This window comes from Helicobacter cynogastricus, assembly GCF_900197855.1.
Classification (GTDB): domain Bacteria; phylum Campylobacterota; class Campylobacteria; order Campylobacterales; family Helicobacteraceae; genus Helicobacter; species Helicobacter cynogastricus.
On sequence record NZ_FZMQ01000004.1, the window covers coordinates 152,303 to 174,688 of the forward strand.

Sequence of the window (22,386 nt, forward strand, 5' to 3'; positions counted from 1 at the left end):
TTTTGTCGCTTTAAAAGTTTGTGGTTCTAGTGTGGGAGGTGGGACATGCTAGATCTCTTTGAAATTGCTGATTGGTTAGTAGCTAGTGCTTCTCCCACTTCTTTGCAGACATCCACGGATTTAAACACCCATTACAAAGCTTTAAAAGAGAGCGGTTGGGAAAAATACGCTCCTCTTGATCACAAATGTAAGCTACAAGAGAAAGTGTTTGGACAAAAGAAGAGACACTTAAATCGTCCCTTAAATGATCTTAGAGAGATTGTAAGCCTTTATGTGCACTATGCGCCCCAAAGTGCAGACTGGCAAAAAGTGCAGGAGGCTGTAGAGAGTTGCCACTCCCCAGCCTTAAAAAATTACAACACCCAAAGATTCAAATTCCAAAAGGCTTTTGATGCGCTTTGCCAACATTTAGAGCCCCTTTTAAAGGACACCCCCCAATTCTCTACAACAGAAGAATTGCAGTGTTGGTTTGTGCTTGTGGAGTTGGAGCGGGGGCGGTGTTTAAAGGCATGGAAAGCGTTTTACAAGGTTTACAAAGAGGAATGTAAAGCTGAAGGTGAGAGCAAACTTAGCAACTTTGACATGAGCGAGGCGACTAAGAGTGCCTACGATGTCTTTGCGGACTCTTTGGATACTCTAAAAGCGCGTGTTGATGACCTTTTAGAGCGTGCAGATCGCCTTTCTGGCGTGCATCTCTTGGCTCAAATCTCTTTTCATATCTTATGTGATGAAGAGGGTTTAAACACGCTCTTAGAGATGAGAGAAGCTGTGGGGCAGTAGTGAGCACAGATGCTAGAGTGTGCGAGGCTAAAAAGGTGGTTGAGCTAAAAATTGCCCAATGTCAAGAGGAATTGCCAAAATGCCTCGCCCTTTTGGAGCAGGCTAAAGATAAAAGTTTAAAAGAGCAAAATACAATTAAAAAACCCTTTGAAAAATTGCAAGAGAGCCTAAAAACAGACATACAAACCCTATTTGAGGCTAGTGATGAGAGTTTGGGCGTGGCGGTGGTGCGCCGTGTTAAGGGGATTAAAAAGATAAGATGGGCACATAGTTACGATAAATTTGGCTTTAAGAGTGCTTTAGAAAAGGAAGTACTCAAACCTTTAGAGGAGCATTTTAAAGCGTTGGGATTGGTCGTTGAACCTAAGCGCGCTTTGGACATGCTCCAAGCAAAGATGCAAGAAAACATAGCCACAATCCCAGAAGCTCTTTTAGAGCTAGACAAGACTTACCAAGAACTTGACAAAGAGGGGATTGTTGCTGATAAAGAATTAAGAGCCATTCGCAATTCCGTAGAGCCATTTTTAGAGTCTTTTGAGGAAAGCTTGCAAGCTTTTGTAAAAAGCACTAGGGATAAAGCCGTTATCGCAGCGGGCACACGAATTTTAGAGGGTTTGGAAGAAGCTTGGTTGTTGGGTTTAGAAGAAATCCTGCCTGATGTGGAGGAGTTTATGCAGGTTACAGGCAAGAGCCTACATGGATCAACAGCCTCTATGGATCCAGAACAAATACACACCTTTGTAACAGAAAGGCTACACGCAGAGTTAAAACGCAACAATATTTGCGAACATTTGGGTAATCTTGAGGGAAAATTAAAAACCTTGCAAGACAAGGCACAAGAGTTACAAACCGCTATCCATCAAAACAAAGAAGATAGCATTACACCCTACATCAATAGTTTTCAACAAGCCCACCAAAACACCCTAAAGGAGCTTAAACATCTTTTAGAACTCTTAGACCAAGGCACTTCTAAGGAACTGACAGCTTTAAGTGCCGAGTTAGATGCTTTAGATAAAGATTTGAGATTTCAAAGAGAGGACTACCAGCAAGAGAGCTCCCGCCAAAAGGATTACCAAGAAGACGAAGACTTAGAGGATACCCTAAAAATTTTAAAAAAGGAGTTTAGAAAAGGTGTTTTAAAGGTGTTGGAGGCACTAGAGCCCAAAATATCTAGCCTACATACCGCCCTAGAAAACCTTAAAACTAGCCCCTTTTTTAAGGCACTCATCAAACCCCTTTGGTTTTATCAAGGCGATAACTTCAAAGCCTATGAAGACTATCTAGAGGCGAGCAAAAAGAATAACGCCCAAGCCTATTTAGAGCTAGGTAAAATGTTCTTAAATGGCGTGGTGGTGGTGAAATCTTTAGAGAAAGCCAGAGAGCATTTTAAAAGGGCAGCGACTCTAGGCTCAATTCGGGCAATTACACAGCTAGGGCTCTCTTATCTAGGGGTTGAAAAGATTAAAGATGAGAATGCCCAAGAAGCTTTGGATTACCTCAAAAAAGCTTTCATTCTAGGCGATGGCATGGCAAAGGCTGGGCTAGAGCGACTCTATCATCTTGGAGCTTCTAAATGGGAGGGAAATAGGGGAGATTTGATTGATTTGGTTAGCGACATCGAGGCATCTTTGTATGCTAAGGAGATTAATGGAGAATGTGCCTATGTCCATTATTTTGAAGCAAATGCACACATTGACAAACATGATGGCATCGATCCAGAATACAGAGAATACTCCATTGAGCCCTTCTTTAAGGGTGAGGGTTTTGGAGACACGGGTTTGTTTGATGAGGGCTTTTGTGCTACGATGCAAGGGCATAACGCCCGCTTACATTTGAGCATTTTAAAAACCATTGAAGTGGTCTATGGCAAGCCTACAAAAGATGACTATGAAGTGGCATATAGCGATGCCAAAGAAGCGTATTTAAAGGGCATTGCTTTAGGCAGTGGGTGCTGTGCTTTAGAGTTAGCGCATTTGGAGTTAGAGCAACTCAAGCACTTTAAAATGAAGCCCGAGAAAAAGCAAAATGCTATTTTAGAGGCAAACCATAGAGCAATCAGCTATTTTAAACAGGCGTTAGAGTGGGGCTACAACGCTGCTCTAGTGCCTCTTACCAACACGCTAGGCAAACAAAAGGATTTATTAGCCAAAGCCTCTGATCACCCCTTAAACGCCTTTTTAGCTAAGTATGAGAGCGACTTAAAAGAAGTGGCTAGTCTTACGCCCACATTTATAGATAAGAGCATGGGCTTTGGGGAAAAACTAGGGGTCAAAGATCACCTTTCGCCTGAGTTTTGGCAACACCCAGATTTAAAAATCCTAGAGGTTAAGCAAGAGGAAAAACCCAAAAGCGTGCTCAAACCCCTATGGGAATATGGCAAAGACACTAAACAAGCCTTTAAAGACTACATGGAGGCTAAGGAAAAGGGCGATGCTAAGGCGTGGCTGTGGCTGGGGGTGATGTGCTTGCAGGGTGTGGTGGTCCCGCCGGACTATTATGCGGCAACTGCATGCTTTGACAAAGCAGATATTTTAGGGGAACACTTGGGGCTATATGGTGGGTATTTAGCATCGTGTCTTAATGTTTGTAATTCGGCTTATATGGAATGTTACATGGAGCGTTTCTTTGAGGACCAAGAACTTGATTACGAGGATTCCCTCAAGCTAGCACAGACACAAGGGGGCTTGGAGTGCATTTTTTCCTTAAGCGACTTTACAGATATACGGCAACATGGTTTTGGTTGGTCTACGGATTTTCGCGATGGAGTGGAGTGGGTGTATGATAGTGCGTGGGTATTTGAGGAGGGGCAAATGCGGGGCAGGTGGTTTGGTTGTTACGAAGATGGAGAGGACACTTGGGAGCAGGACGAATTGGCGCATATTTTGGAGGCAATGCACGACCAGGGCAGGGACGATAAATCTATGTATGCGTGGGAGGGATTTTTGCGCATGGCAATGGGGGTGTATGACTCTGATACTTGGGGCTTGGGCTATGTGAAACACTACGAGCAGGTAGCACAACTGCATTGGGAGGCCAACAAATCTTATAGGAATATCCAAGAAGCCATAAGGGCGGGCTTTGTGGATGGGTATTACTTATTGGGGGCTAAGTCTATCCACAATTTATATGGCTTTTATGAGAGCCTAAGACTCTTGCGTGCTGAAGTGGGCGATGATGATGGGATGGATGATAGGGAGTGTGAGTATTTAGCAGAATTGATCCCTGAAAATCACGAGGATGATGGTAAAGAGTTTTACGCTCAAAAACGCCAAGAGAGTTTAGAGGCAGGCGCAAAAGCGGGCTCGGTTCTGTGCGCTATAGAATTGACAAGAAAGCTTTTAGGGCAAGAAAATGGTGCAAACTTTGACAAATGCCAAGAGTTGCTAGAACTGCTCACCCCCTTTTGGGAAGAGCAACGCCACTATGGGGCTTTAGCGATGTTGCTTAAGCTCTTAAAGGTGCAAATCCCCCAATGCAAGGACAAACAGGCTAAAGAGCTCCAAAGTAGGCTGGATGCCTACCTAGCCCACTTGAAGAACATAGGTTACAACCCTAGCGTCTTAGAGGAACTCTATTGCGAAACGGACGCTCTGGCGTGGATGGTGTTTTAGAGCAAGAACAAAATTAAATTTAACAAAGGAGAACAGATGAAAAAAGAAACCATGGAAATCACGCTAGAAATATTAAAAGAAGCAAAAGGTCCTGTGTCGATCTACGACCTTTACGATCGCGCTGAAGAGCTATATAATGCAGGCAAAATCCAACACATGTATAAGAACAGCCAGAGGGCATCTGAGCCTATCTCTCGTGCTTTTAGATTTGGCGAAGACTTGCCCTTTGTGAAGGTTGCTGATTACCCCATCACCATTGCGCTTAAAGAATACGCGGGGGATACGGGTGTGGAACATAACACACAAGCCAAACCCAAAAAAAACGATGACTACGAACGCCGGTTACACCCCTTAGTGGCTTACTTTGCCCACTATAAATGGGGTACACATACTAGAACAATTAAACACGAAAGGGCAAACAAGGCAAGAGCAGGCAAATTTGAGTGGCTCTACCCTGATATGGTCGGGGCGAGTTTTACCTATAAGAGTTTTGACCCCGCTTTGCGTGATTTTGTGGAGAAGTTTGACAATTTGCCCTTGAAACTCTTTTCCTTTGAGCTTAAAAAAGAAATCACGCTGGGAACTTGCCGTGAATACTACTTTCAGGCGATTAGCAACAGCTCATGGGCGCACGAGGGTTACTTGGTGGCAGAGAAAATCAACACCGAAGATAACGATTTGATGGATTTGTTAAAACGCTTGCATGCCAGCTTTGGGATCGGGGTCATTTTGTTAAACATTGAGGACATGCCTAAAAGTCGTGTGCTTTTAAACGCCCACTTTAAGGACAATTTAGACCACACCATGTTAGGCGAGTTGTCTAAAAACTCTCCTGATTTTCAAGAGTTCTTAACAACTTTGAGCCTTTACCATAGCACGATCAAGGCAAATATGAGCGAACAGGCGATCTTTCAGGGCTTTGATAGCGTCCCAAGCCTTAAGAGCCTAGAGGAATACATCAAGGTGGAGATTTTAAAACAAGAACCCCAAGAGGACTAGCCCACCTTAACCTACAAAGGGAGTGCCTATGCTTAGCAGTTTATCCCCTTAAAAAGGGTAAGTCCCTAAGGGCTTTGGGTGTTGGTTGTTGTGAGAAATGAAAAAGAAATAGAATTAAAGGGCAGGTAATGGCAATTGCAACGGCGATCATTAAAAATAACTTTCTTGAAGTGCGGGATGAAAAAGGCAAACAATTGTTTATAAAGTCCGCTAGCACAAGCGATGCGGCGGTGTTGGGTTTTACAACGACTTCTGTAACGCTCAGAAAGGCTGGGATGATCTATACTTACGATGAAAAAGGACGCCAAATAGGTGCTCCTCGTGCCGGCTGAAACGCGATTTTAAGTCCTAACTAGGGCGTACCTTTAGGGCAGCCACAAGGTTGCCTCTCCATAAAAAATTTAAAAATGATAAGTCATGAAAACCACACAAAAAGCTGTTGCCCTAAGACAAATGAGGAGTTTGCAAAGCTTGTGGAGGGTGATATATCCATTTGGGAGAAATTAATGTGAGTGGGGATGGATGATATGAACAGAGTATTTGAAAATAGCAAGTGCCAAAACTTTGAGGGGTTAAAAAGTTGGGATGTACCCAAGGTTGCGGATGTGCAGAGCATATTTTATGGTTGTAATGCGCTTGAAAACTTACCTTCTTGGTATCAGGAACAAGAGGATGAAAAGGATGATTAATTATAGCAACCCGTGGGTAAACTAAGGCAACAAGCTTGCGCTGTGTCTCTTGCTTTTCAGGGGCGCATAATTTTTTATACACTCCTAAAGAGGAACGCTTGTAAGTTTCTTGATTGTGTGCCATTCCCCGTGGTGACTAAAATTAATATACTCCACATGGTTAAAGCTAAAAGTTTTATAGCACAGTTGGTAGAGTATCCAAGCCTATGCAAAAAAAGGAAGTTATAAGAGGTTTTTGGTTAGTTCTAGTGGTATAGGTAACCAGATAGGCTTAAGTCGTTATGAAAAATCTCAAACAACTTTCAAGGGCGCAAGACAAAATCTGAATAGGGAAGTCGGGTGGTCTTTATCTCACAAGCTAGACTAAGAGTTGAACCATATTGAATGGATACATTTTGCTCTAACTTCTTAAATTTTGTTTCTTGTTCCAACTGCACTTCTTTGATTTGAGCCGGTATTTTTTCTTCTAATTTTGTTTCCTAGCTTGTTGTTTTGTTTCTTGTTATGTCTGAAATTCTTGCAAATCTTGCTGTCTTGTATTGCCTTGTTAGTGCAAGGCACAGAAGCGTAGATACTCAGAAATATTTAATCTGCTCTAACTCACTAGGAGTGAAACGCACATTAAAACTTAAGGTTTTATTCTCTTTAGACATCGATGAGAGTTCTTAAAACAGTAAAAATTCGTATTATGCAAGCATTATAGTCTAAGATGTTTGTTGAATTTTTTGTGTATACAAAGTTTCACAATTTATATATTCATTTTCGCAGAAGAAAAGCCCTAAAATAGGCACTTTGAAAGATTTTTTAATACACAAATTGCCTCTCATAGAGATATTTTTGAGACATTTTACAGGACAAGGTGACAAGCATTTTTATTTTGTTTTCACCTGCCAATGTTGTTTGGTTGTTCTATAGACTTGAGTTTATTAGGGTAATAGAAGTCAATAATGATGAATGTATAACTAAATTACTTGGTCAACTTAGTTTTACTTAGCTCTTATTGAGTTTGACGCAGTGTTAATCTGTAAGTAAGCCCTTAGGGCTCTTTAGCTACAATGGTGCTAGTGGTTTCCCCCGCCCTCAAAGGGCAAGGGGAGGTTTTAATATAATGGTTGGATGAGAACCACTAAAACCAATAACACCACGAATATTTTCATGGTAGGGTCTCCTTTCTAGGAGGCCACCCTCTGCAACTCCCTAACCCTCAGCTAAAAACTGATACGCCAAATCATCCAAAAGATAACCCTACCACTGCGGCTAAGCTTATTCTAGCATGTAAAAAGTCTATAGCAGAGCTTTAAGGGGCTTGCTAGGGTTTTAAGATGGCCATAACTTAGTAAAAGCACGCGTTTAAGGGATTTACTAGAGCTTACAGCTTTTGCCTTACTTTAGCTTAGTTCTACTTGGTTTGTTGCTGCACTTCTTTAAAACCACGCCATGCGTGTCTGTAAGTTAACCGCGGTTGTTAACCCTTTTTTTACCTTCTAAAAGCTTTAAGATGGGGAATAAAAGGGGTTAGAATGCAACGTTATAGCAAGATTCAAGAGCTGATAGAAACTAGCAAGCGCACTAAAACAGAAAGTTTAGAGCTCTTAGAATTGGCTAAAAGCACTCTAGCTAAACAAGCAGAGGAATTAATACAAAGCAAGGAGGAAGCTTTAAGTAAGCAGTTAAGCCAACAGCTCAAAGAGGAAGTTCAAACCAAATTTACAGAGCTAAAAGCTCAAGACGCGCTTAAAAATGCCCTTCAAGAGGCTTTATCTCAGATTCACTCTGAAATAGTTCAACAAAGTTCTCAAGAGCTCTTAGAGCGCATGGATGCCCAAGAATTAGCCAAGCAGTGGGGGGCGGAGTTTATTAAAGAGGTGCGCTTAAATGAGCAAGATGAACAAAAAATTTTAGAATCTGTGCAAACCTCTATCTTACAAACTTTGCGCGCCCAAGAGGAAAATATCCGCGTAGAAATTAACCAGCGCGTGCAAGTATTTTTAACCCATAAAGATATGGATATTCAAAGTGAGGTGCGCTAAATTTTAAGCACCCTGTATCAAGAGGTGCGCTCTACAATAGAGGCACAATTACAAAGAGCTCATCATCCAAGCTGTGCAGAAGTTAGATTTTAGCTTTTTAAAACAAGACTCCCAACTATTTATTCTTATTGGCTATTTCAATGTAGCCAAACTCATCTACCTTACCTTGGTGGGTCCATCAGTTTTGGGGATTTTATCTCTTTACCCCATTTTTAAAATTTACAAACGCCGTGCACCTAGCGAAGTTTGGGCCTGGCGTTGTGTCATTAGTGGGGTTTTTAATGCTCTAGCTGTGGTGCTGTGGTATGTCTTATTTATTTAAGTCTTGCGTTTTATGCCCTAGTAAGGATAAATGTTGGAAATTTTTTTCTTGTTCTTGGGGTTAGTGTTGATATCCCTTATCATTTTGTTTGTGTATGATAGGTTGGGTTTGGAGCGTTACAGCAAGCGGATCGATCGCCTAGAGAGGTTTTTATTAAGATTTGCATTAGGGCTTTTGCTTGGCATAACACCCTTTCTGACACTCTTTTTATGCGCTAGAATAGGGGCTAGATTAGCTTATTATGGGCATGAGATTTTAGCGCTTTTGAGCGTACTCCTTTGTGGTTTGTTCTCCTTTTTGACAATTCATGGGGTTTATGATGACACAAAACCTAGCAAGGTGTGGAAGGGGGCTTGTTTGGCAATAGCCGGGCTTAATGGGGTGATTTTATAGGAGGCATGGGCTTTGCGGCATGGGTTTTCTTTGGTCCGCACAACTAAGAGAATTGCATTAAAAAGAGTAGTAAAGCCAATTTTTTATTACTCCTCTTTATCACACTGGAGCACTATATTTTGCCTGTGCATAAGAAGGCTGTATAAAAGATTCAGGAGAAGAGCGGTGTCAAGAGTCAAGGTCATTTATGAGGTGGGTTATCCTATATTTTTTTATAAGCGTGGTGGTAGTGGATACTGGAATGATGAAGTGTTAGATGTAGCCTTGAATGGTCCAAATTACGAACGCGATCTTTCTGGAATGGACATTTTTTTAACCTATTTGTCCAAACGCGGCAAAGCGGAAATAATGCTGGCATTTGAGTATTTCTTTTTATGCGTCATTGATGGGGAATTTTTTGCAAGGCATGAATTGGACTTTGCAATCATTGAAACATTCACCCAAGATCATCTTCACCCCACACTTTTAACCAACACACCAAAGCCTACCTATACCAGCGAATACATCCACACCATTGGGCAACTATTCTTAGCAGGCTATGTGGATTTTCTATGCACCTGCGATGATGATTACCACAGGATAGATTACCCCACCAACCTATCCTACTACAAGGAGGACAAATACCAAGCGTGGGTGTATTTTAGGGACAACTTTTTCTATGCCAATGTCTTGAAAAAAGGTTTAGATGAGGATATTTTGATCTATGAGGGCAAGGAATATTCTGAGAAAGATTGCCCTAGAATAGAAAAAGATGGAGGCATACATTTTCTTGGATACAGCACGATGTATAGCGATACCTCTTGGGACACTCCTAAGTATTGGTCTGCTTATAATATCCTTGTGGTTAGAACCCCTAAGGGTGATGACTACTTCAACCACATCCTAGCCCCTAAATTCTACGAAAAATACAAGGATTTAGAAGTAGAAATAGACAATCAAGGGAATATTTTGGGGTGGTATGATGGTGGGGTTAGGGTTTTATAGGTTCTCTGATCTTTAAGAGCTGTGGAGTGGGTAGAAAAATGCACCAAGGATTCTCATGGACAAAGCATTTATTAAAAAAGCTTTGCATTTTGCCAATACAATTTGGTTCTTTGCTATTGTCAATATAATGCTGGCCCCTAACCACTCTCATGGGGTAGGAGGTGGAATGGCAATCATGCTATTTGGCTTGCTTGCCTACATAGGTGCTATCATTCTAGTGTTATGCCCTGACAAACGCATTTCTCTAGGAATCATCGCTCTGGGGTTTGTACTGTGTTGCTGTGTATTTATGCCTCCCATAAGAAAGTATATGGGATATGTTATAGGGAGTGTAGGGGCTCTTGTTTTTTGGGCGTGTTTTGGGGATAAAAAATGGTGGTTTTTCCCTATACCGCTTTTAATCAGCATTGTTTTTTCCTTATACGGGTGGCTTAAATGGGGTTCAGTATCAGAGACACTGGTAATGTATGTCCTCCTGCTTTTTCCCATGCTCTGCACATACCCCATTAGGAACGCCCATTGGTATTTGAGGTTCTTAGGCGTTTTGGTTGCTACATGTGTTTTGTGGTATATATTGATTGTTTTTGAACCTTTAAAGTATTTAAAGCCATATATTGGGACTTAAGTTTGCCTAGGAGGGCTCTCTTTTTTTCAAATACACAAGCTGGTTTTTTAGTTGTACGCTGGAAGGCGTTTTTGAGGTGGACTTTTATTTTTTATAAGTTTAATGGAATATATTTAAGTTTATTTAATTGTTGCTCATCTATAATTCAGATCTACAAATGTTTAAGGTGCGCGATGTTTAAATCACTTGTATCGAAGGTGTTAGTGCCCTGTGGGCTGTGGGTTGCAGGGGCGGAGGCGGCGAGTTTTGCCTATGATCTGAAATTTGTCAGCTTCACCTACAACTTGGCGGCAAAAAGTAACCCCTACTGGAATAGTCTAGTCAACATGAAAAATAGAATTATGCCAGAGATTGGGATTCAGTTTGATAAAAACCAGTCCTTAATGTTTGGGGGATGGTTCATTCAGAATTTGCATACCCATTATAGCTACTTCCCCTATTCTTGGGGGGTTACGATGTACTATAGCGCGGTGGGGAAAAATTTTAGAGCCTATGTGGGAATCATCCCTAGAACTTATTCGATCTCTAACTACCCCCTAGCTGCTTTCAAAAAGCTCTTTTGGTTTAAAGACCCTACTGCTAGGGGGGCAATGTTCCAATACAAGCCGGCCTACGATCCCAACCGCTGGTGGAATGGCTGGGGAGAGTTCATTATTGACTGGTATGGAGGGCGCAACTGGAATAATGGCCCTGCAGCAAAAAATTATAATTTTAACCAAATGCTCTATTTTGGCTCTAGTGAGTGGTCCTTTTTAAAGGGCTATTTGGGCTTTGGAGGCAGAGTTGTGGCTTTCCATAACACCAGTCCCTATAGCATGGGAGATAAGTATCCCTTTGATGGAAAATCCAATTTAGCTCAGGGTGATGAGACACCCCTTTGGCCCAATGGTTATCCTTACTTTAGTGGTGAACCTCAAGGGGGTGAGCCCGGGAAGTATTCCAACCCCACGGTACTTGATCGCATTTACTACTACGGCTATATTAAAACAGATTTAAAACAACTTATGCCTTATATGGATAAAATTTCTATGCAATTTGGCACAATGTCTGAACAAGAACATTATTGCGTGCGTTCGGCAAAAGCCTGCGGACCGAGCCAATGGTATAATAGTTTCGGAGGGCAGTTTGATTTCGTGGCACAATATAAGGGCTTTGGGTTCTATAACAAATACTATTTTTCAGACAAGCCTCAAATGAAATTTTACGCCACTTACGGGCAATCGCTCTATACTGGCTTGCCATGGTACCATGCGCCCAACTTCGAACGACTTGCGTTTTATTATGTTTACAAAAATAAATTTATGAGTTTACGCGCGGATGCATTTTTTAACTTTTTGGGTGGAGGCAATGGGTATAGTCTGCATGGCAGAGGAGGCAAATGGTACACCACTTTCCAGCAATTTGTTACCCTCTCCATCGACACACGAGAGCTAATAGACTTCGTGCGTAGCCACCACCACTAGGTGCGCGCTAAAAAGGCTTGCAAGCGTGTGTGTGTCTGATTGCCTAAAATAAAAATCGCCTGCTTGAGGTCGATCCCCCCCTTTTTTCCTAACAACGCCACGCGCAAGGCAGGCATGAACGCCCCGGGTTTGAGCGCGTGCGCTTCTAGGAAATTATGCAAGAGAGTGTGTATACTCTCTAAACTCTGCAAATGCGTGTTTTTAAGTGCGCGCACGAAATCCTCTAGCAGGGCTTTAGCTTCAGCGGCGTTTTTGAGCGGGTCGTAGGTGGTCGGAGGGATGAGCAGATGGGTAATTTCTGTGCTCAAGGCTTTTAGCGTGGGCGCGCGCTCCTTGAGAGCCTCTAAAAGCATGTTTTTTTGTTGCGCACTCAAAGTATCAAAAGCAGAGGGGAGCTCAAAGTCTTTTAACAGGGCTTCTAATTGATTGTTGGAGGTGCTTTTGAGGTAGTAGGCGTTGAGCCAGTCTAATTTATGGGGACTAAAACAGCTGGGCGCGCTGTTGAGCTCTTTGGGGCTAAAGTGTTGCAACAATTCTTTTAAACTGAAAATTTCTTGATCGCCATAGCTCCAACCCAAACGCACCAAGAAATTAAGTAAAGCCTCTTTGAGATAGCCCAAAGATTTATAATCCATCACCCCCATCGCCCCATCGCGCTTACTCAGCTTGCGCCCCTGTTCGTTTAAAATCATGGGGACATGGTAAAAGTTAGGCAATTTAAAACCTAGAGCTTGGTAGATAAGGATTTGTTTAGGGGTATTGCTGAGGTGATCGTCTCCGCGAATAATATCGGTGATTCCCATCAGCGCGTCATCAATGGTAACTACAAAGTTATAAGTGGGCGTGCCATCCGCGCGCGCAATGATGAAGTCGTCTAACTCTTTGGCCTGCACTACCACCGCGCCCTTTACTCCGTCTTCAAAAGCAATTTCCCCCTCTAAAGGAGCTTTAAGACGCACCACAGGGGTAATTCCTTGTGGAGGTGTGCCCTTAAAATCACGATACCTGCGATCGTAGCGTGGGGTTTGTCCTTGTGCGCGCTGAGAGTCTCTAAGCGCATCTAATTCCTCTTTACCCATGTAACAATAATACGCTTTGCCAGCTTCTAAAAGCTGTTGGATATAGCGTTGGTAGATTTCTAAACGCTCAGATTGGTAGAGAATTTCCCCATCAAAGTCTAAGCCCACCCACTCAAAGGCTTGTAAAATCGCCTCTGTGGCTTCTTGGCTATTGCGCGCTAAATCCGTGTCCTCAATGCGTAAATAAAACTTTCCCCCCGCCCCGCGTGCATAGAGGTAGTTAAATAGGGCGGTTCTCAAGCCTCCGATGTGCAAATGTCCTGTAGGAGAGGGAGCAAAACGCGTTACAACCATACATATCCTTTAAGTCTAAAAGTCCTAAAATGCGCATTCTAATACAAGCTAACTTAAAAGGGTGTGCATGCTCTGTGTCCTAGATATTGAAACCGCGCCAGATATTGATCTGATCAGACAGGATTTAGACCCTGAAAATACTTTAGAACCCTTAGAGCTTTGCGCTAAAGCTTTTGAGTGGCAAAAGGCTAAGAGTGGCTATGAGTTTTTGCCCCTCTATTGGCATAAGGTGGTTTCCATTGCCGCTGTATTAGCCGACACGCATGGGCATTTTATTAAGGTGGGTAATTTTGGCAGACAGGGGCAAAAAAGAGATGAAAAGCACTTAGTCGCAGATTTTCTAAGCTTTTTCAACCATCAAAAACCCATGCTCATTAGTTTCAATGGGCGTAATTTTGATCTGCCCGTGCTCATGCTCAAAGCCCTCGCTTACAACCTAGACGCGCATACCTTTTATAATCAAGATAATAAATGGGAAAATTACCGCTACCGCTATAGCGAAGCCTTTCATACCGATCTGCTCGATAGTCTTTCACAATTTGGTGCGCAAAGACTTAAACTCGATGGGGTGTGTTCTATGGCAGGTTTGCCGGGCAAATTTGGCTTGAGTGGGGAGTGCGTGCATGAAATTTATTATAGTCAAGAGAGTGATCGCTTGGAGCGCATTGATCTTTATTGTCAGGGCGATGTGCTTAACACCTATTGGCTCTATCTTAAATACATTCTTTCTAAGGGCGCGCTTGCCAAAGAACATTACCTAAATATTCTGGTAGATTTTAAAAACAAACTCCCCCAAGATAAACCTTACAGCGAAGTTTTCACCCAAGCCCTAGAGCGCGAAATCCAAACCGAAATGCAAGAGGATTAAGGCTTAACAATGTGCCACTCCACTTTGAGGATATCACAAGACCCTTTAAAGCCTAGATCGCAACCCTTTAGAAAGTATTTTTTAGCTTTTTTGCGGCTTTTACGCACACTCTGAACATCCCAATAAATCACCCCTAAGCTATGGCAAGCATAGGGGTCGCCTAATTTTGCGCCCCGTTGGTAATACTTGATCGCTTGGTCTATGTCTTTGCGTACACCCAATAAACCCTGCTCATAAATCCAGCCCAAAGTGTGGTAAGCCTGCACATCTCCCATTTGACCCGCTTTTTTGTAGTCCATAATAGCTTGCTTGGGATCGCTCTTCTCTTCTAATAACCCACGAGCCAAATAGGCGCGCGCGACCCCCATTTGTGTCATCTTGTTTAAGTAAGCCATGATCTTGGGGCGATCGTTAGCATAACCAGCTTGAAGCAAGCCTTCTAAATAGGTATTTGTTTGACTTTCAGGGGGGCGTGCCACCAGCGCGCAAGCCTGTTTAGAACCTAATTGACACGCCCTTTTAAAAGAAACAACGGCTTTTGTGATGTCTTTGGGCGCACCCTCCCAATAGAGCATGCCTAATTTTTCATACGCCCGCGCACTGCCTAACTCTCCAGCCCTTTGGTAGTCTGTAATGGCCTTTTTAATGTCTTGGGCATAGCGCGCCTTATTGCCATTCTTTAAATACGCTTCTCTAGCACACCCACCCAATAACAATGCTCCCAAAAGGCATAGAAAAATCTTAATGTGCATGCCAACTCCCTAGTAAATTTTGCGCGTTGGCGCGCACATCGCCCTGCCAAAGCGCGCTAATGAGCGCAATCATATCTGCGTGTTGGAGTTGGGCGATATTGTGCGCATTCACCCCGCCAATGGCACACACCGGGATTGTTAAGCACGCCTTAGCACGCGCCAAGACTTCTAAATCTATACAAGGTGCGCTAGGCTTGCTAGACGATCTAAAACACGCCCCAAAAGCGACATAATCCGCTCCCTGCGCTTGGGCTTGTTTGGCGCGCTCTAAGTCCCCATAGCAAGAGACTCCAATCACGCCGCTAAATAGAGAGCGCGCCTTACTTAAGGGCACATCCTCCTCTCCCAAGTGCAAACCCCACGCGTTACATTCTAGGGCTAGAGAAAGACGATCATTGATCACAAAACCCACGCCCTTTTTGGTGCACAAATCGCTTAGTTCTTTAGCCAAGCCTAAAAGTTCGCTATCGCTACTCTCTTTGTCCCGTAGCTGTAAAAAGCGCACTCCCCCCTCAATAGCACGCTCGGCTAGATTGCGTAGGCGATCATAGGGAGTGAGTTTGGGATCGCTAATGCCATACAAACCTTTAAGCTCTATTCCCATTCAATGGTCCCCGGAGGCTTAGAAGTGATGTCATAGACCACGCGATTAATTCCGGGCACTTGATTAATGATGGCATTAGCCACGCGTTCCAAAAACTCAAAGGGCAAGGGCGCACAATGCGCGCTCATCCCATCGCTAGCCTGCACAGCTCTAAGCGCGATGGTGTTATCATAAGTGCGCTTATCTCCCATTACCCCTACTGAAAACACATTGAGTAACACACAAAAAGCCTGCCACACCTCATTATACAGTCCCTCAGCGTGCAAGGCTTGCATAAAAATAGAGTCGGCTTGGCGCAAGAGCTCTAGGCTGGGCGTATTCACCTCGCCTAAAATACGGATGGCTAGACCGGGACCAGGGAATGGGTGGCGCGCTAACATCTTTTCAGGTAATCCTAAACGCGCTCCTAGTGCGCGCACCTCATCTTTAAAGAGTTCTCTTAGGGGCTCTAAGAGTTTGAGATTCATTTTCTCAGGCAGTCCGCCCACATTGTGGTGGGATTTAATCACCGCTGAGGGACCTTTAGCACTCACCGATTCGATGACATCCGGGTAAAGTGTGCCTTGAGCTAGCCATTTAATGCTTCCCTGTTTAGAGAGTTCTTGTGCTTTTTGTTCAAAGACCTCAATAAAGGCATGTCCGATGATTTGGCGTTTTTTCTCAGGCTCCACCACCCCCTTAAGACGGCTTAAAAATAAATCTTGCGCCTCTAGCACATGCAAGGGGATTTGCAAATCTGCAAACATGTTTGCCACTTGGTCGCGCTCACCAGCTCTTAACAAGCCATGATCTACAAAAACCACTTCTACCTGCTCTTTTAGCGCGCGTGCGCACAAAGCCGCGACTACGCTTGAGTCTACCCCCCCGCTCACCGCGCATAGCACGCGATCGCTCTTGACCTGCTCTTGAATGGCGCGTATTTGCTGGGTCAAGAAGTCTTGCATATTCCAATCTTGCGAACAACCACACAGCCGCGCGAAATTGGCAAGCATGCGCCCTCCTTGCGCGCTGTGCGCAGACTCTGGGTGGAATTGCAAGCCATAGAAGGGTTTATGAGCGTGGGCGATCGCACAAAAGGGAGCATGCGCACTCTTAGCTAATACCTCAAAATCTGTAGGCAGGACCTCCACACGATCTCCATGACTCATCCACACCACGCTAGAATCCTCAATCCCCTCTAAGAGGGGATGATCTTGTAAATCCTGCAAGTGCGCACGGCCAAACTCTTGAGAGGACGCACGCGCCACGCGCCCCCCTAGAGTGTGCACCAACCACTGCATGCCATAGCAAATCCCTAAAATGGGAATATTGAGATCAAGAATCTTAGCATCGCAGTGGTAGGCTTGTGGGTCGTAAACACTAGCAGGCCCCCCGCTTAAGATAATCCCTTTAGGAGTTTTGGTGCGAATCTGCTCTAAGGGAAGATTATAGGGGTAAATCTCTGTATATACCCCGCATTCACGCAGACGGCGCGCAATAAGCTGGGTGGTTTGACTCCCAAAATCTAGGACTAAAATCTCTGCCATGCTCTGCCTTTTTAGGCTTATTATAGCGCAAGGGGGGCGTGTTCAAACCTCCTTAAATAAACTTTGCTAACATGAGCTTACTTACTCTCAAGGAATTTACTAGCATGTCTAGCTTCTCTAAAACCTCTTTCTACAACTCCTTGCGTTTTAAACGCTATATCACCTATTTCTGCATTAGTCTTTTTCCTGCTCTTCTTCCCTTTATCCATGTGGGCGATGGACAAATCTTTTTAATCTCCTTTGAGCACCGCCAAATCCACCTTTTGGGCAAAATTTACAGCGCACAAGAGATGTATTTGTTACCCTTTTTGGTGATCTTCATCTTCATCTTCATCTTTTTTATGACCTCTATGCTGGGGCGGGTGTGGTGTGGCTGGGGCTGTCCACAGACTATTTTTAGGACAATCTTACGCGATCTCATTGAAACCAAGCTCTTAGGTTTGCATGCTAAGATTGCCAATAAGCAACGCCCCATTTCTCCTACCTTGAGCAATCGGCTTAAAAAAATTATTGCTTTAATTCTTTTTGCTCCCGTGCCTTTAGCCTCTATGGCGGTATTGCTCTTTTATTTCGTGCCTCCCGGAGAGTTTTTTACCCACTTAGCACAACCTCAAGATCACGCCCTTTTGTTCAGTATTTGGGTAGGCTTGAGCATAATTGTTTTCTTAGATATTGCATGGGTGCAAGAACGCTTTTGTATTTATCTATGCCCCTATGCACGGGTGCAAAGTGTGCTCTTTGATGATCACACCCTCAATCCTCTTTATGATACACGCAGAGGAGGAGCAATTTATGATAAGGATGATGTAAAAATCCCCTCTTTGCCTCAAAAACGCGACCCTAAAAACGAGTGTGTGAGTTGCAACCATTGCGTATTGGTATGCCCCACCCATATTGACATCCGCAAGGGCATGCAACTTGAGTGCATTAATTGCTTGGAATGTGTGGATGCCTGCACTAACACGATGGGTAAATTGGGCAAAAAGAGTTTGATTAATTGGTCTTCTAGTGAGGCGCAGGCTACAGGAAATCCGGTCAAATTTTGGCGGGCTAAGACTTTGGCCTATTTGGGAGTGTTGTTGGTCGTGTTGGGTGCGTTGGTAGTAGGCACACTCAAAAAAGCCCCCATGATTTTGGACATCACACATGGGGGGCGTTTGTATGCCATGCATGAAAAATTTGTGGACAATAGTTATCTCTTTTTATTCCAAAATACGAGTGGCAAGGCGCATGCCTACACTTTCAATGTGGACGATCCTAATATTAGCATTTTGCGTCCTACTGGCACGCTCACCATTGAGCCACAGGGCAAGTTAAAGGTGGTGGTGATCTTGCGCATGCCTGTGCAAAAAGCCAAACAGGCCTATCTAGCCCATGAGGTAACTCAAGCTAAAAAGGGTATCTTACCCATCACAATCAAGGCCTATAGTGTGGACGATCCTAGTATCGTTTTAGAACAGAAAACAATCTTCATCGTGCCTCATTTTTGAGACTATGGGAGGGGGTTTCGAATCAACAACAATTTTAAACACAAAACAGACTAAATTCCAAAAAAGAAAAACATAGAAAGAAAAGAGTGGAAAGATGGTTGCGGGAGATGGATTTGAACCACCGACCTTTGGGTTATGAGCCCAACGAGCTACCGGACTGCTCTATCCCGCGTCATGGCTGGAGTACAAGGATTCGAACCTCGGAATGGCAGGACCAAAACCTGCTGCCTTACCACTTGGCGATACTCCAAAGTAAAGCGCGTATTCTAGCCTATTTTTTTAGAAAAGTCAAGCCCATATTTATGATAAGCGGCACAAGCCCCCTCAGAGCTGACCATACACGCTCCCACAGGGTGGCTAGGTGTGCAGGTTTTGTTGAACAAAGAACAATCTAGGGGTTTGGCTTGCCCTTTTAAAATCTGTCCACAAAGGCAGTTTTTAGGCTCAAGCGCGCTTTTCTTTGGCAAAACCTCTTGAAACACCACCTCTGCATCAAAGTTAGCAAACTCCGCGCGCATTTGCATCGCCGAAAAAGGGATCTCCCCTAGCCCGCGCCACTCAAAACTTTGACGCACCTGCATGGTTTGCTCTATCAAACTTTGGGCTTTTAAATTGCCCTCAAAACTCACTACACGGCGGTATTGAATTTCTAAGCGGGTTTCTTGTTGGCGTGCTTGGCGCACAAGACACAACACTCCCTCGAGTACATCCACCGGCTCAAAGCCAGCCACCACGATGGGCATTTGAAAACGCTCCAAGAGAGGTTGATAAATCTTAGCCCCTGTGATCACACTCACATGCGAGGGGGCGATCAGGGCGTGAATTTTAGAGTTTTGAAGCACGGCTTGCACACTGGGGGGCACAAGCACATGGTTATTGTGCACGAAGAGATTTTTTAGCCCCTCTGCTTGAGCCTGCAATAATAAACTAGCTGTCATAGGCGTAGTGGTTTCAAAGCCGATTGCCACAAACACGACATTTTTTAGCGGATTTGCCCTAGCGATCTCTAGGGCTTGCAGGGGGGAGTAAGCAAAGCGCACATCAGCTCCTAGCGCGCGCGCTTTTTGCAGACTTAAGACACTCCCGGGAATGCGCATCATATCTGCTAGAGTGATTAGAATCGTCTCTGGCATTTGAGCTAGGGCGATGGCTTCATCAATGCGCAATTTGGGCATCACGCACACCGGACACCCCGGACCATGCACAAACTCTAAGGGGGTATCTTGTAGCAAATCTAGCAAACCATAGCGCATTAAAGAATGGGTGTGTCCCCCGCACACTTCCATAATTTTAAAAGGAGCTTGTAATTTAGAACTCTCTTGTTGGATTTGGCGCGCGAGGGCTAAAATAGTCTCTTTGTTTCTAAAAGCGTGGATGAAATCAGTCATCTGTCTCCATTTTGGCGATCATCTGCTCATATAGAGCTAGAGACTCTAAAGCTTGTTGCGTGTCGATCTTGCCCACCACAAAGCCAATATGTAAAAGCACAAAATCCCCCACTTCTATAGATTCGTCCATTAAATCTAAACTTGCCTCTCTTTGCACGCCCATAGTCTCTAGGGTCGCTACATTGCCCTTCAGGGCGATCACTTTAGAGGGAATGGCCAGACACATTAGAAGATATAATCGGACTGGTAATTTTGCGCGCGTCTTGAAACAAGGAAGTCTTTAAAGGCTTCTAGGCTTGTGCGATCTTTGGAGCTCAAAGTAAAAATAGGCGTGCCGGGTTTGAGTTTGTCCATATCCTCTTGAACTTGAGAGAGTCTAAAGTTAAAAACCTCCATCAAGTCGGCTTTACTCACCACCACCGCATCGGCGCATAAAAACATGCTAGGGTATTTCAAAGCCTTGTCATCGCCCTCAGGGGTGGAGAGCAAGACAATATTCATCGCCGCGCCCAAGTTATAACTAGAGGGGCAAACCAAATTCCCCACATTTTCAATAATGAGATAATCACTTTGAGCGATCGCGCCCTTTTCCTTGAGAATGTCATAAGCCCCCTCCAACATGGCCGCTTCTAAGTGGCAGGCCTCTCCTGTGGTGATCTGTTGGGCGGCGACATTCTTTTTTAAAAGCCGATCGGCATCCCGATTAGTCTGTAAATCCCCCTCGATCACGCAGAATTTAAAATCCTCAAAGCTGGCCAGATTTTCTAAAAGCGTGGTTTTACCACTTCCGGGCGAACTCATAAAATTGAGCACATACAGCCCATCTTGTTTGTAACGATCTTTCATCTCAAGAGCTTTTAGATCGTTTTTACTTAAAATTCTCTCCACAACTTGGACATCTTTTTTACTCAAATTGGGGTTGTTATTGAGGCTTTGGCTTCTTTGAGTTGTTTCTATCATCATATCTCCTTTTCTTTTTCATACTAGCATAAAAGGTTTAATACAACTTGCCAAACTTTAGTTATAATTCTTTCTTATGGCGCACATGGTGGTCTGCTTTGGGTCATTTGGAGAATAAGACTTAGAGCTTAGGGTTGGGGGGATAGTGGGCGATCCCCCGGAAAGGAGATCACCATGAGGCAAATGCTGATAATTCTAGCGTTGATGGTACTCTTCACCCAATACCTCCGCTAAAGCGAACGCCCCCTTTGGGGGGCAGTTGCGCTAGGATTATTGTGCCATAACTTCTTTAATTTTCCCCTTATTCTTCCCACAAACTCTTTAAAAGGGCGATAAAACCCGGTTGTTTGTTTTGCAAGACTCTAAATGAATCTAGTAGGTGCAAGAATTGCTCGCGGCTTAGGGCGTAAATATCACGGGCGATGAGAATATCCAACTCTGCGCGTTTGGTGTTTAAAAGCTTTTGGGTTTTTGGGGATGTCTAAAGGGGTTGTAAAGAGAGTTTTTAGCCCGCTAAAGTGCCCTGCTTTATCGTAATAAAGCTGGCATTCTAGGGCAGATTTAGCGATAGCCAAGTAAAGGGGGTTGTCTGCGATTTTTTGGGCGGTGGGCTGGGGGAGGGGGAGTTGGAGCAAACAAACTTTAGTGGCGTGCAGTTGGGTAAGAGAGCGTAAGTAAAAATCTAACACTAAAGAATTAAACAAGCCCAAAGCGAAAAGAGTTTGCAAGGGCGGGGTTTCTAGTATGCCCTTTGGGGTGTAAATGTAGGGCACACTAACCCATGTCGTGTTGCTCGTGGCGTGGTTTTTAGGCATTAAGCTAGCAATAAAACTTCTTTCATTCGTATCGCATGCAACCTCTCTATACCCCAACCTCAAATATTGATACTCATAGGCAATCGCCCCGCTATATCCCCCTTTTTTGGCGCGGTGTTGTTCTCTGCTTTTAAGTCTCTCTTGGAGTGCCTCTGCTTCCACGCCATAACGCGCAGGGGCAAACTCTGCATTGAATTGGTGGATATGTTTACCCTCTAGCAGGGGCAAAAGCGTAGCTTTTGCTTGGGTTTTGCCCTGCACTTTGTTAGGGGGGATAAACAAGTCTTTATCGGTTGTCATGTTGAGTTCTTGCCTAAAATCCAACCACCCCTCACTTAGCCTAGAAAACTGAGCGGCACAATGATCTAAAATCTCTAAATCTAGGGCGTTTCGCACTTCCTTAAGCGCGCATTTGGGGGTTTCTAGTAGAGCTGTCGGGGAGATCAAAAGGGGTTTTTGCTTGGTGATGTCGCTGAGATTTTCTAAGTAAAAGAGTGTTTTAATGGGCTTAGTGTGCTTTTGTGCGCTAATGCCTAGCAAAGCGAATTTGTAACGGCTATCCACATCGGGGAAAATGCCTTGGCGGTTTTCAAAGCTGTAGAAAAACTCTAGGGCATGTGCTTTTAAAATATGTTCTCTTAAATGCAAACTCCCCTCTTCTAGCATTAAGGCACTTGGAATGACTAAGGCTAGCTTGGCTTCAGGAGCTAACAG

The 22,386-nt window shown here is 44.0% G+C and carries 19 protein-coding genes, 2 tRNA genes and 1 pseudogene; 11 read left to right on the forward strand and 11 right to left on the reverse strand.

Annotated features, from left to right (window positions below; genetic code table 11):
- The first annotated feature begins 45 nt into the window (after positions 1–45).
- The 9 genes from C6H00_RS01100 to C6H00_RS01150 all read left to right on the forward strand — a co-directional run bounded on the left by C6H00_RS01100 (position 46) and on the right by C6H00_RS01150 (position 11,896).
- Entirely contained in the window at positions 46–780 is a 735-nt protein-coding gene (locus C6H00_RS01100; RefSeq protein ID WP_104749209.1) for a hypothetical protein, read from the forward strand.
- A complete protein-coding gene (locus tag C6H00_RS08610; protein ID WP_199769135.1) occupies positions 780–4,391 on the forward strand; it encodes a tetratricopeptide repeat protein in 3,612 nt (1,203 codons plus the stop codon). The genes C6H00_RS01100 and C6H00_RS08610 overlap by 1 nt, the downstream gene beginning before the upstream one ends.
- Positions 4,392–4,427: 36 nt before the next feature.
- Positions 4,428–5,390, forward strand: coding sequence for an HrgA protein (locus C6H00_RS01110; RefSeq protein ID WP_104749210.1), 963 nt, complete (start codon positions 4,428–4,430; stop codon positions 5,388–5,390).
- A 128-nt stretch (positions 5,391–5,518) separates the two neighbouring features.
- Positions 5,519–5,722, forward strand: a complete 204-nt coding sequence (locus tag C6H00_RS01115; protein ID WP_104749211.1) for a hypothetical protein — start codon at positions 5,519–5,521, stop codon at positions 5,720–5,722.
- Between the two features lie 1,877 nt (positions 5,723–7,599).
- Positions 7,600–8,109 (forward strand): hypothetical protein, encoded by a 510-nt coding sequence (locus C6H00_RS01125; RefSeq protein WP_104749213.1) that lies wholly within the window; start codon positions 7,600–7,602, stop codon positions 8,107–8,109.
- Positions 8,110–8,182: 73 nt separating this feature from the next.
- Positions 8,183–8,431 carry a hypothetical protein gene (locus C6H00_RS01130; protein WP_104749214.1) on the forward strand — a complete coding sequence of 83 codons (249 nt, stop codon included), beginning with the start codon at positions 8,183–8,185 and terminating at the stop codon, positions 8,429–8,431.
- A 90-nt stretch (positions 8,432–8,521) separates the two neighbouring features.
- Entirely contained in the window at positions 8,522–8,824 is a 303-nt protein-coding gene (locus C6H00_RS01135; RefSeq protein ID WP_233704343.1) for a hypothetical protein, read from the forward strand.
- Positions 8,825–8,989: 165 nt separating this feature from the next.
- Positions 8,990–9,808 carry a hypothetical protein gene (locus C6H00_RS01140; protein WP_104749216.1) on the forward strand — a complete coding sequence of 273 codons (819 nt, stop codon included), beginning with the start codon at positions 8,990–8,992 and terminating at the stop codon, positions 9,806–9,808.
- A gap of 798 nt (positions 9,809–10,606) precedes the next feature.
- Positions 10,607–11,896, forward strand: a complete 1,290-nt coding sequence (locus C6H00_RS01150; RefSeq protein WP_104749218.1) for a hypothetical protein — start codon at positions 10,607–10,609, stop codon at positions 11,894–11,896.
- Here the strand turns inward: C6H00_RS01150 and gltX are convergent.
- Entirely contained in the window at positions 11,893–13,275 is a 1,383-nt protein-coding gene (gltX, locus tag C6H00_RS01155; protein ID WP_199769143.1) for a glutamate--tRNA ligase, read from the reverse strand. The genes C6H00_RS01150 and gltX overlap by 4 nt on opposite strands.
- Positions 13,276–13,336: 61 nt before the next feature.
- On the opposite strand from gltX, the gene C6H00_RS01160 reads away from it, so the two are divergent.
- Positions 13,337–14,137: a 3'-5' exonuclease gene (locus tag C6H00_RS01160; protein WP_104749220.1), complete on the forward strand. Its 801-nt coding sequence runs from the start codon at positions 13,337–13,339 to the stop codon at positions 14,135–14,137.
- Here the strand turns inward: C6H00_RS01160 and C6H00_RS01165 are convergent.
- Genes C6H00_RS01165 through guaA form a run of 3 tightly spaced genes read right to left on the reverse strand, consistent with a single transcriptional unit; the run spans position 14,134 to position 17,019 of the window.
- Positions 14,134–14,889, reverse strand: coding sequence for a tetratricopeptide repeat protein (locus C6H00_RS01165; RefSeq protein ID WP_104749221.1), 756 nt, complete (start codon positions 14,887–14,889; stop codon positions 14,134–14,136). The two genes, C6H00_RS01160 and C6H00_RS01165, sit on opposite strands and share 4 nt — an antisense overlap.
- Positions 14,879–15,493 (reverse strand): thiamine phosphate synthase, encoded by a 615-nt coding sequence (gene thiE / locus C6H00_RS01170; protein ID WP_104749222.1) that lies wholly within the window; start codon positions 15,491–15,493, stop codon positions 14,879–14,881. Before thiE ends, C6H00_RS01165 begins: the two co-directional genes overlap by 11 nt.
- Positions 15,484–17,019 carry a glutamine-hydrolyzing GMP synthase gene (gene guaA, locus C6H00_RS01175; protein WP_104749223.1) on the reverse strand — a complete coding sequence of 512 codons (1,536 nt, stop codon included), beginning with the start codon at positions 17,017–17,019 and terminating at the stop codon, positions 15,484–15,486. The genes thiE and guaA overlap by 10 nt, the downstream gene beginning before the upstream one ends.
- Positions 17,020–17,090: 71 nt before the next feature.
- Here guaA and ccoG point away from each other — a divergent pair, with 71 nt between their 5' ends.
- Positions 17,091–18,509: a cytochrome c oxidase accessory protein CcoG gene (gene ccoG, locus C6H00_RS01180; protein WP_407645511.1), complete on the forward strand. Its 1,419-nt coding sequence runs from the start codon at positions 17,091–17,093 to the stop codon at positions 18,507–18,509.
- 95 nt (positions 18,510–18,604) lie between these two features.
- Here the strand turns inward: ccoG and C6H00_RS01185 are convergent.
- From C6H00_RS01185 to C6H00_RS01210, 7 genes and pseudogenes are all read right to left on the reverse strand, one after another.
- Positions 18,605–18,681 (reverse strand) — tRNA-Met (locus C6H00_RS01185).
- A gap of 3 nt (positions 18,682–18,684) precedes the next feature.
- Positions 18,685–18,759: transfer RNA gene (locus tag C6H00_RS01190), tRNA-Gln, on the reverse strand.
- 16 nt (positions 18,760–18,775) lie between these two features.
- Positions 18,776–19,897, reverse strand: coding sequence for a hydrogenase formation protein HypD (gene hypD, locus C6H00_RS01195; protein WP_104749225.1), 1,122 nt, complete (start codon positions 19,895–19,897; stop codon positions 18,776–18,778).
- Positions 19,890–20,123, reverse strand: coding sequence for a HypC/HybG/HupF family hydrogenase formation chaperone (locus C6H00_RS01200; protein ID WP_013469991.1), 234 nt, complete (start codon positions 20,121–20,123; stop codon positions 19,890–19,892). The genes hypD and C6H00_RS01200 overlap by 8 nt, the downstream gene beginning before the upstream one ends.
- Positions 20,123–20,857 carry a hydrogenase nickel incorporation protein HypB gene (gene hypB / locus C6H00_RS01205; RefSeq protein ID WP_104749226.1) on the reverse strand — a complete coding sequence of 245 codons (735 nt, stop codon included), beginning with the start codon at positions 20,855–20,857 and terminating at the stop codon, positions 20,123–20,125. Before hypB ends, C6H00_RS01200 begins: the two co-directional genes overlap by 1 nt.
- 301 nt (positions 20,858–21,158) lie before the next feature.
- A complete protein-coding gene (locus C6H00_RS08945; protein WP_267891967.1) occupies positions 21,159–21,293 on the reverse strand; it encodes a hypothetical protein in 135 nt (44 codons plus the stop codon).
- Positions 21,271–22,386: pseudogene (locus C6H00_RS01210) on the reverse strand (Eco57I restriction-modification methylase domain-containing protein); the annotation flags it as partial. The gene C6H00_RS08945 and the pseudogene C6H00_RS01210, both read right to left, overlap by 23 nt.

What these genes read in the sequence shown, in the direction of transcription:
- C6H00_RS01100 (WP_104749209.1), top strand. Translation starts at nt 46, where the DNA reads ATGCTAGATCTCTTTGAAATTGCTGATTGGTTAGTAGCTAGTGCTTCT.
- C6H00_RS01110 (WP_104749210.1), top strand. Translation starts at nt 4,428, where the DNA reads ATGAAAAAAGAAACCATGGAAATCACGCTAGAAATATTAAAAGAAGCA.
- C6H00_RS01115 (WP_104749211.1), top strand. Translation starts at nt 5,519, where the DNA reads ATGGCAATTGCAACGGCGATCATTAAAAATAACTTTCTTGAAGTGCGG.
- C6H00_RS01125 (WP_104749213.1), top strand. Translation starts at nt 7,600, where the DNA reads ATGCAACGTTATAGCAAGATTCAAGAGCTGATAGAAACTAGCAAGCGC.
- C6H00_RS01150 (WP_104749218.1), top strand. Translation starts at nt 10,607, where the DNA reads ATGTTTAAATCACTTGTATCGAAGGTGTTAGTGCCCTGTGGGCTGTGG.
- C6H00_RS01160 (WP_104749220.1), top strand. Translation starts at nt 13,337, where the DNA reads ATGCTCTGTGTCCTAGATATTGAAACCGCGCCAGATATTGATCTGATC.
- C6H00_RS01165 (WP_104749221.1), bottom strand. Translation starts at nt 14,889, where the DNA reads ATGCACATTAAGATTTTTCTATGCCTTTTGGGAGCATTGTTATTGGGT.
- thiE (WP_104749222.1), bottom strand. Translation starts at nt 15,493, where the DNA reads ATGGGAATAGAGCTTAAAGGTTTGTATGGCATTAGCGATCCCAAACTC.
- guaA (WP_104749223.1), bottom strand. Translation starts at nt 17,019, where the DNA reads ATGGCAGAGATTTTAGTCCTAGATTTTGGGAGTCAAACCACCCAGCTT.
- ccoG (WP_407645511.1), top strand. Translation starts at nt 17,091, where the DNA reads ATGAGCTTACTTACTCTCAAGGAATTTACTAGCATGTCTAGCTTCTCT.
- hypD (WP_104749225.1), bottom strand. Translation starts at nt 19,897, where the DNA reads ATGACTGATTTCATCCACGCTTTTAGAAACAAAGAGACTATTTTAGCC.
- C6H00_RS01200 (WP_013469991.1), bottom strand. Translation starts at nt 20,123, where the DNA reads ATGTGTCTGGCCATTCCCTCTAAAGTGATCGCCCTGAAGGGCAATGTA.
- hypB (WP_104749226.1), bottom strand. Translation starts at nt 20,857, where the DNA reads ATGATAGAAACAACTCAAAGAAGCCAAAGCCTCAATAACAACCCCAAT.